This is a genomic window from Anaerofustis stercorihominis (assembly GCF_005844425.1).
GTDB lineage: Bacteria > Bacillota > Clostridia > Eubacteriales > Anaerofustaceae > Anaerofustis > Anaerofustis butyriciformans.
In genome coordinates, this window is the sequence record NZ_SPHL01000007.1 from 30,107 (window position 1) to 42,145 (window position 12,039).

Below are 12,039 nucleotides of genomic sequence, written 5' to 3' on the forward strand. Positions count from 1 at the left end.
CGTTTTTGTATATTTTCGGGAAATCCTACCAAACCTAAGTCGCAAAGTTTACTTAAATTATTGCCACTTTTAAGACAGGAATTATCCTGTCTTTTTTACATTCAAAAAATATTCATCTCGATTTTCTTTACCAATGTTCTTATTTCAATGTTTTTTATGTTATAATCCGTTTAAAATTATAAACAAAGGAGTCATTATGAATAAATGTATAATAAAAAAACAAATTATAGCCAATGACCTAAACAAATGCCAAAACCTATTTATAGCACTGGGAAATGAAACCAGACTTAATATAATCAATACAATGCTCACAAATGAAAATACGGGAATACGAGTTGGAGAAATAACTAAACAGACACATCTTTCAAGACCTACCGTATCCAACCATCTGAAAATACTCAAAGAATCCGGCATTATCTCATTAAAGAAAAAAGGCACAATGAATTTTTATTATATAAATACACAAACTTCAAAATGGAAAGAATTAAAAAAATTAATAGACGATATTTCCTTAATCATAAAAAGCATTGACAATCAGGAATATCAAAAAAACATATAAAAAAAAGAAGTAATATGAACTTAAAAGAAGCTGCACAAAAAAGACATTCAGTAAGGAGCTATCTTAACAAAAAAATAGAAGATAACAAGATACAAAAAATTCAAAATATAATAAATGAATGTAACAAAAAAAATGATTTTAACATACAATTTTTACAAATGAACCAAATGCTTTTAACTGTTTTATGGCTCATTACGGAAAATTTGAAAATGTAAGCAACTATATTTTATTAATAGGGAAAAAGGAGAAAATACAGAAGAAAAACTTGGATATTACGGAGCAAAAATTGCTCTTGAAGCACAATGTATGGGACTTAATACCTGTTTCGTTGCAATGACATACTCAAAAAAGAAATCACCTTGTAAATTAAAAAACAACGAAAAAATATACTGTGCAATTTCAATAGGATATGGAAAAACGGAAGGAATAAAACATAAGTCAAAATCATACGACGAAGTAACGGAAATAAAAACAGAAGAAAAAAACTGGTTTAAAGAAGGCGTAAATACCGCCTTACTTGCCCCTACCGCAATGAACCAACAAAAGTTCAAAATTATTTTAAACGAAGACAATAGTGTTTCATTTAAAAGAGGAAAAGGAATTCTTACCAAAATGGATATTGGAATAGTAAAATATCATTTTGAAATAGGTTCCGGAAAATAAAAGAAAATGGATATATCCTCAAGTAATGTTAAGCCATATAATATTTTCAGGGAAACAAATTAAAGGTTAAGTTATTAATAAACATATCAAATTTGTAAAAGACATTAATACCTAAAAAAGAATATTTTACTGAAATCAACAATATATATAAATGATATCAATTCATAGCTTTATATTAAAAACAAAATCTTACATAAATATAAAATAAAAAGAGTGCATAAGCACTCTTTTTATTTTTCTATATTAAGAAAGAAGCATTCTGTCGTTTGCAAACTCACCGCCGGAACACATTTCAAATTTTTCAAGCAAATCTTTAACTTGAAGATTTTTCTTTTCCTCTCCTCTAACATCATAAATAATATGTCCGTCATACATCATAATAAGTCTGTTTCCATATTTAATAGCATCTCTCATGTTATGTGTTACCATTAATGCTGTTAAATTATCTTTATCTATGATTTTTTGAGTAAGCTCTAAAACTTTTGCTGCTGTTTTAGGGTCAAGAGCAGCTGTATGTTCATCAAGAAGAAGAAGTTCAGGTTTTTTAAGTGTTGCCATTAATAAAGTTAATGCTTGTCTTTGTCCACCTGATAGTAAACCTACTTTATCGCTTAATCTGTCTTCAAGTCCTAAATCAAGAGTTTTTAGAAGTTCTCTATATTCATCTCTTTCTTCGTTTTTAATTCCCCAGCCTAGACCTCTTTTATCTCCTCTTCTATATGCCATAGCAAGATTTTCTTCAATCATCATGTCTGCGGCAGTACCTCTCATAGGATCTTGGAAAACTCTGCCTATCCATCTTGCTCTTTTATGTTCATCAAGAGTTGTAATCAAGTGGTCAGCTAATGTAATTTTACCGCTGTCAACAGGATAAACACCTGCTATCATATTTAACATTGTTGATTTACCGGCACCATTACCACCAATAACCGTAACAAAATCTTGAGGGTATAGATGTAAGTTTATATCTATTAATGCTTTCTTTTCATTTATAGTACCTTCATTGAATGTCTTATTTATATTTTGAAGTTTAAGCATTTTCTACACCTCCCCGCCATTCATTTCTTTGTTTAATTTTATTTTTTTCTTTTCGTTTATCTTTCCTTTAATTATAGGAAGAGATAATGCAAGAGCAACTATTATTGCTGTTAATAGTTTTAAGTCGTTTGGATTCATACCAAGTCTTAAAACAACTGCAATTATTACTCTGTATATGATACTACCAAGAACTACGCTTATAAGCTTTGTTTTAAATGATATAGCCTTATTTAAGATTACTTCTCCGATAATAATAGATGCAAGACCAATTACGATTGTACCTGTTCCCATACCTACATCACCATATCTTTGAGATTGTGCAACCATTGCACCTGACAATGAAACAAGACCATTTGAAATAATAAGACCGATAATTTTCATTGTGTCTGTATTAACACCAAGAGCTCTTACCATATCCCCATTATTTCCGGTAGCTCTTATGGCGCATCCTATTTCTGTTCCAAAGAACCAGTATAAAATAACCATTGCTAAAATTACAATAATTAGCCCGAATAATAATGTTGCATTTGAACTTGAAAGTCCTGTTAAATCACAAACATAATCTATTACTGTTTTAACATTTCCTCCACCAAGTTGTGGCATTGCTAAGTTTGATTTACCTGCCAAAACTTTTAAGTTAATTGAATAAAGTGCAAGCATAGACAAGATACCGGAAAGAATTGCAGGAATTTTAAGTTTAGTATGTAAAAATCCTGTTACACATCCGGCAAGCATACCGGCAATAGTAGCAACTATTAAACTTAAAATAGGATTAATGCCGTTAACAACAAGAGTTGCTGTAACACATCCTCCAAGAGCAAAAGTTCCGTCAACTGTCATATCTGCTATATCCAAAATTTTGAATGTAATGTATACTCCAAGACACATTACACCCCACAAAATACCTAAGCTTATGGCATCCGGCAGGTTTTTAAGTATACCTGTAAGAAGTTCCATATTATACCCCCTGAAATTTGTATAATTTAATATTTAAAAAAAATGAAATTTTCTCAATTTTCACTATTATTTTATTTTACTATTATTTTATCAACTTTTCAATATAAAAATAATATTTCTATGATGTATATTAAATCAAAAAAATAAATATTTATAAATAAAAAAAGAGGTATATAAATACCTCTTTAATTTTTTATTATTTTACCAGTTTATCTTCTAAACTTGAAGGAATTTCCATATTTAATGTTTTTAATGTATCGTTATTAACAACAAGTTTTAAATCATCCCCGCTTAAGTATTCAATAGGCATAGTAGAAACATCTGCTTCTCCTTTTAGAACTTTTACGGCTTGAAGACCTGTTTTGTATCCAAGATCATAATAGTCAATACCATAACAAGCAAGACCACCGTCTGTTGCCATTGCTTGTGCTCCACAGAATACTGGAACTTTTGCTTCATTTGTTACAAGAGCAACTGTAGCCATACCTGCTGCAAATGTGTTGTCTGTAGGTATGTAAATTGCATCAACTTTATCAATTACAGAAGAAACAACTTGTTGAATTTCATTTGAGCTTGAAACAGTTGCTTCAACTAAAGTAAGACCAAGTTTTTCTGCTTCTTCTTTAGCTATCTTTGCTTGTAAAACTGAGTTCGCTTCATTTGAAGAATATAAAAGTCCTACTGTTTTTGCTTCAGGACAAAATTCCTTTAATACTTCAAGTTGATCTTTAACAGGTGTCATATCACTTGTACCTGATACGTTTGTTTCAGGTTTTTCGTTTGATTTAACAAGTCCCGCATCTGCAGGATCTGTAACTGCTGTTACTAAAATAGGAATATCACTTGTTTTGCTTGCTGCTGCTTGAGCTGCAGGTGTTCCGATTGCCAATATCAAATCTTTATTGTCATTTACAAATCCATCTGAAATTGTTTGACAGTTTGATTGATCCCCTGCTGCATTTTGGAAATCAAGTTCAATATTTTTTCCATCTTCATATCCGTTATCCTTAAGTGCTGCAACGAAACCTTCATAAGCAGAGTCCAAAGATTCATGTTGTATTAATTGAATAACTCCGATTTTTTTCACTTCATCACCTGAACTGTCTGAACCACAAGCACTAAATCCAAGGACAACTCCAAGGCAAAGTAATACTGAAATAATCTTTTTTAACATTATTTTCCCCTCCAAAAAATAAATAAGAATTACAATTATTATATATTTATATTATTTTTTTATTTGACTCATAATACTATCAGGTATTGTTATACCAAGAGTTTTGGCAGCTTCTTCATTTACAGCCATTTCCAAATCTTCTTCAGCTAAATATTCAATAGGCATATCTTCAACTTTCGCTTCACCTTTTAAAATTTTAACAGCTTGAAGACCTGTTTTGTATCCAAGATTATAGTAATCAATACCATATGTTGCTAAAGCACCACCTTCAAGCATACCTGATTCACCACAAATAATAGGAACATTTTTTTCATTTGCAACCATAGCTACTGTGGCTATACCTGCAGAAACCATATTATCAGTAGGAACATAAAGCACATCAGCTTTATCTACCAAAGAAGATGCAACTTGTTGAATTTCATTTGAATTTGATACTGTTCCTTCAACATATGTCATTCCCTTTGCTTCAATAGCTTTTTTTGCAATACCAGCTTGTAATATAGAGTTTGATTCGTTTGAACAATACATAACTCCAACTGTTTTTGCGTCAGGAACAATTTGTTTTAATAAATCAATTTGTTCCTCAACAGGAGTTAAATCGCTTGTACCTGATACATTTGTTTCAGGTTTTTCATTTGATTTAACAAGTCCCGCATCAGCTGGATCTGTAACCGCTGTTACTAAAATAGGAATATCTTTTGTTTTATTTGCAACAGCTTGAGCTGCAGGAGTGCCTATTGCTAAAATCAAATCTTTTCCGTCATTTATAAAACTATCAGAAATAGTTTGACAGTTTGATTGATCTCCTGCTGCATTTTGATAATCAACTTCAATGTTTTCACCATCTTTAAATCCATTATCTTCCAATGCTTTCATAAATCCTTCGTTAGCTTTATCAAGAGCATCATGTTGAACTAACTGAAGAACGCCGATTTTGTATACTTTATTACTTCCGTCATTAGAACCACAACCGCTAATTCCTAGAAATAACGCTAAACAAATCGTAATTGCCAATAATTTTTTTGCCATTTTACTTCTCCCCTATAATTTAATTTATATTAAAAATTATTGTACTATAACAATTAATATAATGTCAATAATTTTCTGAAAATTTAGGAGATTTAATGGGTTTGAATAATATATTAAATTTAAATTTATAGTTTTAATATAGTCATTTATCTAATGATATTTATAATTATTCATCTTTAGAAGAAAGCCAAGCACCTATAGCCATTATAAATAGAGCAATGAAATATCTAATATCAGGAAAATCTCTAAAAATAATCAATGATATAATTGCCGATATAAAAGGTGCAACAGCATAATAAGCACTTGTACGAGCTGCGCCAAGCAATCTTTGAGCAAATACATAAAAATAAATACTTAAACCATATGCCACAAATCCCAAAAATAAAACAGCAATAATATTAATCCCAACTTCTACCTTTTCTCCAATACATAGCCCTATAATAACAGATCCTAATCCCGAAAATATCCCTTTTAATAAAACAATCTGCAAAGGATCTTTTAAAGATATTTTTCTTGTGCAGTTATTTTCAAAGCCCCAACAAATAGCAGCAAGCAGCACAAATAACGAACCATATGAAAACTTTATACTTGATACATCTTCAAAAGATAAAATTCCACAAGATAGTGAAACAAAAAATATCCCAAACCATAATCGTATACTTATTTTTTCTTTAAACACCATAAAAGCAATTATTGCTGTTGCAACAATTTCAAAATTATTGAGTAATGACGTATTTGCTGCAGTTGTTAACCTTAAACCAAATAATAAGCAAATAGGAGCAGCAATATCTAAAACAATCATAGCTATAGTATAAGGTAATTCATCCTTTGTTAATTTTAATTCTTTAATTTGAGTATTTTTTATTTTTCTAATAATAAAAATAAAAAACATTCCTATTCCAGCACCCAAATAAAGAAAGCCAGCCATTAAAGTGGAAGGAATATAATCTAATAATATTTTTGAAAAAGGAGCATTAATTGCATATAGTGATGCCGCAAATATCGCAAAAGCTATTCCTCTTTTAATATTTAATTCTTCTTTCATTTTATTGACACTCCCTAAAAAAATATTATATAATTTGTATGTTATCTTACATTTTGTTCGATTATATCATATGAATATTTTTCTTAACAACAAATAAATATATCGAAATGTAAGTTAATGAACAATTTTGTAGATTTGTACGGAGAAATATAATGGATAGACGACAACAAAAAACTCAAAAAGCAATCTTTCAAGCATTTAGCACATTAATTGGTAAGAAAAGCTACAATCATATTACAGTACAAGAAATAATTGATACTGCAAACATTGGCAGAAGTACATTTTATGCTCATTTTGAGACTAAAGACGAATTATTAAACGCAGTATGCAAAGAACTTTTTGAACATATTATAAATAGTGCAGTAAACACCTCCCACACACATGGACTTTATTCAAATGAAAAAGCTCCAAAATCCGTTTTTTGTCATCTTTTACAACATTTACAAAAAAATGATAACAATATTTTAGAATTATTATCCTGTGAAAGTAACGAAATTTTCCTTCGTTATTTTAAAAACAGTTTAAACAAATTAATAAAAACACAATTTATAAATCAAAATTTAAAATTAAACCCCAATATTCCGCAAGACTTTATTATAAATCATATTTCAAGTAGCTTTGTAGAAATGGTTTTATGGTGGACAAAAGGAAACAAAAAACATACACCAAAGCAGTTAGATTACTATTTCCGTTGTGTTATAGAGCCGATTTTTAAAACGCCAGAAAACTAAATTCTACCTTGATACAGTTGCTCCTTGCTTTAAATATAAATTTTTATATCATCGATTTGTTTTATTTATAAATTTATTATTTGAATCATTTATTTTTCTCATTTTTTCTTTTTAAATATATTTTTCATTCATCATCTAGAATTTCAAATAAAAAATATAATTAATGTAAAATATGGACTTTAAAAGTTTGTAATGTTATATTATATACAAAGAAATTAAAAGAAGGGAAAAAATGAAATTTTTAGATAAACTATTTAGCAGAATTGTTATTTTCGGCATATTACTTATATTACAGGTATTCATGTTATTTTTCGTTGTAGTAAAATTCAGCGAAGTAACCAACCAAATTTACGGATTATTTTTAATTGTAAGTATTATAGCGGTTGCTTATGTAAATACTAGGAACATAAACCCTGCATACAAGCTGGGTTGGGCAATAGTTATAATGGCTTTCCCAATGTTTGGTATAATGTTTTACTTCTTTGTCGGTAACAAAAAACCTGCAAGAAAACTTATAAAAAAATTAAACAGATCTCAAGTTTTTACACAAAGAATGTTAAACCAAGATACTTCAATTATCGAAGAAATAATAAACGATGATCCTTATGGTGCCGGAAACATTATGTATATAGAAAACTACGGCCCATATCCTATTTACAAAAACACCAAAACAAACTTTTTTAAATTAGGTGAAGAAGCCTTTGAAGATATGCTTATTGAAATAAAGAAAGCAAAAAAATATATTTTCATTGAATATTTTATTGTTCATGAAGGCAAGATGTGGAATTCTATTTTGGATATACTTGAACAAAAAGTTAAAGAAGGTGTAGATGTAAGATTTATTTATGATGATATAGGTTCTGTTACGGTATTGCCGGCAAAATACAAAAGAATACTTGAAAAGAAAGGCATTAAGACAATAGCTTTTAATCCATTTGTTCCTTTCTTGTCTATGGTAATGAATAATCGTGACCATAGAAAAATAATGGTAATTGACGGAAAAGTCGGATATACGGGAGGAATAAATTTATCTGACGAATATATAAATGAAATCGAAAGATTTGGTCATTGGAAAGACAATGCAATTAAACTTGAAGGTGAAGCCGTTTGGAGTTTTACAATGATGTTTCTTGAAATGTGGAACGGACTAAGACCTACCGACAACGAGCTTGAATATGAAAAATTCAAACCTGATTACAATTTTGCAAAAGAATACTCAAATGAAGGTTACGTTCAACCATACAGCGACTCCCCTCTTGACAATGAAATTTTATCAGAAAATATATATATCAACATTTTAAATGCAGCAAAAGATTATGTCTATATCTACACGCCATATTTAATTATAGACAATGAAATGACCACTGCGCTAATTCTTGCAGCAAAAAGAGGTGTAGATGTAAGAATCGTAATTCCGGGAATACCCGATAAAAAAAATGCTTTCGAACTTACAAAATCATTTTGTCCGGAACTTATTGAAAACGGAGTTAAAGTTTATCATTATACACCAGGATTTATTCATGGAAAATGCTTCCTATCTGATGATAAAGTTGCAACTGTAGGAACGGCAAATATGGATTACAGAAGCCTTTATTTACATTTTGAGTGTGGTGTGTACTTATATAAAACAAACAGTATAAAAGAAATAAAAAAAGATATGCTTCAAACTTTTGAAGTAAGTACAAAAAGATACAACAAAAAAACAAAACTTCCGTTTTTATTTAGATTATACAGAAGTTTACTTAGATTATTTGCACCGTTAATGTAATAAAAAGAAAGGAATAACAAAATATGAAATTTGCATTTTTAATAATGGGTAATTTTAATTCAAAAAATGACACAGCATACATCCATGATGGAGATGCAAGAATAATTGGAGTTTCTAATTTAAAAGAAGCTTGTATCATTGCAAAAAAACTTTACGAAGAAGGAATAAACTGTATTGAACTGTGCGGAGCTTTTAACGAAGAAGGCGCAAGAGAAATAATTAAAGCAACAAATAATGAAATTCCAATTGGGTATGTAACTCACCTTAAGGAACAAGAAGAAATTTACAATAAAACATTTAATAAATAAAAAAAGGACCATCTTAAAGATGGTCTTTTTTATTATTTAATTTTTCATATAAACTATTTAAGTGAGCCTTTACCAGCACAACCAAATACTTGCATTTTGTGAGCAACCATATCTTTAACAGCTGTTCTTGCAGGAGCTAAGTATCCTCTTGGGTCGAATACTTCTGGTTGTTCAACAAATACTTTTCTGATAGCAGCTGTCATTGCTAAACGAATATCTGTATCAACGTTGATTTTAGCAACACCAAGTTTAGCAGCTTTTGCTAACATTTCTTCAGGAACACCTTGAGCTCCAGGGATTTTTGCACCATATTTGTTGTTAAGTTCAACAAATTCTTGAGGTACAGAAGAAGCACCGTGAAGTACGATTGGGAAGTTTGGAATAAGTTCACAAACTTTTTCAAGTCTTGCATAGTCTAAGCTTGGTTCTCCACTGAATTTGTAAGCACCATGAGAAGTACCGATAGCGATTGCTAAAGAGTCAACACCTGTTTTAGCTACGAATTCAGCAGCTTCTTCAGGATCTGTGTAAGTAGCATCTTTTGCAGCAACTTTAACAGCATCTTCAACACCTGCTAATTTACCAAGTTCAGCTTCAACTGTTACGCCATGATCATGAGCGTATTCAACAACTTGTTTTGTAATTTCAACGTTTTTGTCAAAATCATATTTACTTGCATCGATCATTACTGATGTGAATCCATCATCAATACAAGATTTACAAATTTCAAAGCTATCACCATGGTCAAGATGTAATACAACATCAACACCTGTGTCTTTGATTGCAGCATCAACTAAAGATGTTAAGTAAGCTGATTTTGCATATTTTCTAGCACCTGCTGATACTTGTAAAATTACAGGAGCATTTTCTTGTTGTGCAGCTTCAACGATACCTTGGATAATTTCCATGTTGTTTACATTGAAAGCACCTACTGCATATTTTCCTTCTTTTGCTTTTTGTAAAATTTCTTTACTTGAGATTAAAGCCATTATTGTTCTCCTTTGTTTTCTTTTTTTACTATTTTTTTTACTTCCGCTTCCAGTTGTTTTTCTAAAAGAAGAAGTTGTAGGGTGTCATCTTTTTCAGATAACTTATTAAATATTTTAACATATTTATTCCCTAATTCCAAATACCCCATCTTATTTAGATAGGATATATATTGACTTGTCATTAATGTGGCATTTTTACTTGCCATAAATACTTTTTGAGCATGCATTACTTCATCACGTATTGCACTCATTTCCTTATCTAACTCTTCAACTTTTTTTGCTGCTGCTTTCAGTCTGTTGGAAAGCTCCTTTGGTATATCCCCCTCATATTTATAATTAAGGGAATGTTCTATGGTAGCCCAAAAGTTGATAGCTAAAGTTCTTATTTGTATTTCACATAGAATATCCTTAACCCCAAATGCTGTATTAACATGATATTCTATAATTAAATGAACGGAACGATAACCGCTTTCTTTCGGATTTGCAAGGTAGTCTTTTTTTATAACCACCTTCATATCATTCCTTTTCATTATATCACTGACAACCTTTGTTATATCTTCTTCAAATTGGCATATTATTCTTACACCTGCAACATCGGTTATCTTTGTTGAAATATCATTAATATTATAATGATTTTTTTCTAATTTTTCCAGTATGCTTTTTACTTTTTTTACTCTTCCGTGAACTTCTTCAATTTCTGAATACTGACCAACTGTTATCTTTTGATCTCTTATTGTTTTAAATTTTAAAACAAGTTCGTCAACAGCTTGCCTATACGGATATAAAAAGTCATCCCAATTCACGCCTGTTTCAAGCACAATATCATTCCTTTATTTAAACTTATCAAGCAAACCTTTGTTATATATATTATATTTTTTCCCTTGATAAGTATTTTGTTTTTTCATCTCATCCAGAATCATATCCTGTATTACCCAGTGAGATCTATCCCAGTTTAAAAAGAGGACATCTTCTTCTTTTGGTACTCTGGATACCAGTCTTTCCACTGCAATATTTTCATCCAAGTTTTCTAAAAATAAAACTACTCTCCTTACATAATCTTCGATTGAAAGCATTTTTATTTTTCCATCTAAATACATTTTACCCAAAATTGTATTTCTTTCTACATATAATGAATGAATTTTAACACTATCTGTTTTTAAAATACTAAGAATTTTTGCAGCTTCTATTATATCTTCATCGCTGTCATAGGGTATTGAAGCAATTATATGCGTACTTACTTCAAAACCATAACTTTTTATCATTAAAACAGCTTTAATATAATCAGCTAAAGTATGTCCTCTATTTAATTTTCTAAGTGTTTCGTTGTTTACGGACTGTAAACCAAGTTCAATTATTATATCAAGATGATACTTATTTTCTACTTCTTTCAAAAAGCTCAAATAATCATTATCAATACAGTCGGGTCTTGTTGAAATAGACACCGCAACAACATTATCTAATACATTTACAGCTTCCAAAATGTTATCTTTAAAAGTAGAAAGTTTAATATACGTATTGGTAAAATTTTGAAAATATAATATAAATTTTTCGGCTTTATATTTATTTACAAAAATATCTAAATTATCGTTTATTTGTTTAGTAATTGATTCTTTGCAGTCACCATTTTCATAACCTGCACCTTTTTCACCACAAAATATACATCCGCCTTTAGATATACTCCCATCTCTTACCGGACAGGTTGTGTCAATACTTATAGGAATCTTATAAACTTTTCCTTGGTACTTTTCTTTTAACTTAGTAGAAAATTTAGTATACAA

Annotated in this window: 12 protein-coding genes and 1 pseudogene; 5 read left to right on the forward strand and 8 right to left on the reverse strand. The window is 29.9% G+C overall.

The features are described 5' to 3' along the window. Positions 1-196: 196 nt before the first annotated feature. Together FGQ49_RS03255 and FGQ49_RS10810 are read left to right on the forward strand one after the other, a co-directional pair. Positions 197-559: an ArsR/SmtB family transcription factor gene (locus tag FGQ49_RS03255; RefSeq protein ID WP_138268484.1), complete on the forward strand. Its 363-nt coding sequence runs from the start codon at positions 197-199 to the stop codon at positions 557-559. A gap of 14 nt (positions 560-573) precedes the next feature. Then, positions 574-1,222, forward strand: a pseudogene (locus tag FGQ49_RS10810) (nitroreductase family protein). A 243-nt stretch (positions 1,223-1,465) separates the two neighbouring features. On the opposite strand, the gene FGQ49_RS03265 reads toward FGQ49_RS10810, so the two are convergent. The 5 genes from FGQ49_RS03265 to FGQ49_RS03285 all read right to left on the reverse strand — a co-directional run bounded on the left by FGQ49_RS03265 (position 1,466) and on the right by FGQ49_RS03285 (position 6,465). Then, positions 1,466-2,260 carry an ABC transporter ATP-binding protein gene (locus FGQ49_RS03265; protein WP_138268485.1) on the reverse strand — a complete coding sequence of 265 codons (795 nt, stop codon included), beginning with the start codon at positions 2,258-2,260 and terminating at the stop codon, positions 1,466-1,468. A 3-nt stretch (positions 2,261-2,263) separates the two neighbouring features. Next, positions 2,264-3,217, reverse strand: coding sequence for an ABC transporter permease (locus tag FGQ49_RS03270; protein ID WP_138268486.1), 954 nt, complete (start codon positions 3,215-3,217; stop codon positions 2,264-2,266). A 196-nt stretch (positions 3,218-3,413) separates the two neighbouring features. After that, positions 3,414-4,391 (reverse strand): ABC transporter substrate-binding protein, encoded by a 978-nt coding sequence (locus FGQ49_RS03275; RefSeq protein ID WP_138268487.1) that lies wholly within the window; start codon positions 4,389-4,391, stop codon positions 3,414-3,416. 51 nt (positions 4,392-4,442) lie between these two features. Next, complete coding sequence (locus tag FGQ49_RS03280; protein WP_138268488.1) at positions 4,443-5,420, reverse strand: ABC transporter substrate-binding protein; 978 nt, start codon at positions 5,418-5,420, stop codon at positions 4,443-4,445. 166 nt (positions 5,421-5,586) lie between these two features. Further along, positions 5,587-6,465, reverse strand: coding sequence for a DMT family transporter (locus FGQ49_RS03285; RefSeq protein ID WP_138268489.1), 879 nt, complete (start codon positions 6,463-6,465; stop codon positions 5,587-5,589). 152 nt (positions 6,466-6,617) lie between these two features. Between FGQ49_RS03285 and FGQ49_RS03290 the strand changes: the two genes are divergently transcribed. From FGQ49_RS03290 to FGQ49_RS03300, 3 genes are all read left to right on the forward strand, one after another. Next, positions 6,618-7,196, forward strand: a complete 579-nt coding sequence (locus FGQ49_RS03290) for a TetR/AcrR family transcriptional regulator (protein ID WP_138268490.1) — start codon at positions 6,618-6,620, stop codon at positions 7,194-7,196. 232 nt (positions 7,197-7,428) lie between these two features. Next, the gene (cls, locus tag FGQ49_RS03295) at positions 7,429-8,964 is read left to right on the forward strand and encodes a cardiolipin synthase (protein WP_138268491.1); all 1,536 of its coding nucleotides are present in this window, start codon (positions 7,429-7,431) and stop codon (positions 8,962-8,964) included. 23 nt (positions 8,965-8,987) lie between these two features. Next, positions 8,988-9,272 (forward strand): DUF6506 family protein, encoded by a 285-nt coding sequence (locus FGQ49_RS03300; protein ID WP_138268492.1) that lies wholly within the window; start codon positions 8,988-8,990, stop codon positions 9,270-9,272. A 53-nt stretch (positions 9,273-9,325) separates the two neighbouring features. Here FGQ49_RS03300 and fba read toward each other — a convergent pair whose 3' ends face one another. The 3 genes from fba to FGQ49_RS03315 are packed head-to-tail and all read right to left on the reverse strand — an operon-like array spanning position 9,326 to position 12,039. Beyond that, the gene (gene fba, locus FGQ49_RS03305) at positions 9,326-10,261 is read right to left on the reverse strand and encodes a class II fructose-1,6-bisphosphate aldolase (RefSeq protein WP_138268493.1); all 936 of its coding nucleotides are present in this window, start codon (positions 10,259-10,261) and stop codon (positions 9,326-9,328) included. Continuing rightward, entirely contained in the window at positions 10,261-11,079 is an 819-nt protein-coding gene (locus tag FGQ49_RS03310) for a GTP pyrophosphokinase (protein WP_138268494.1), read from the reverse strand. The genes fba and FGQ49_RS03310 overlap by 1 nt, the downstream gene beginning before the upstream one ends. Positions 11,080-11,091: 12 nt before the next feature. Continuing rightward, positions 11,092-12,039 carry a TIGR01212 family radical SAM protein gene (locus FGQ49_RS03315; RefSeq protein ID WP_138268495.1) on the reverse strand — a complete coding sequence of 316 codons (948 nt, stop codon included), beginning with the start codon at positions 12,037-12,039 and terminating at the stop codon, positions 11,092-11,094.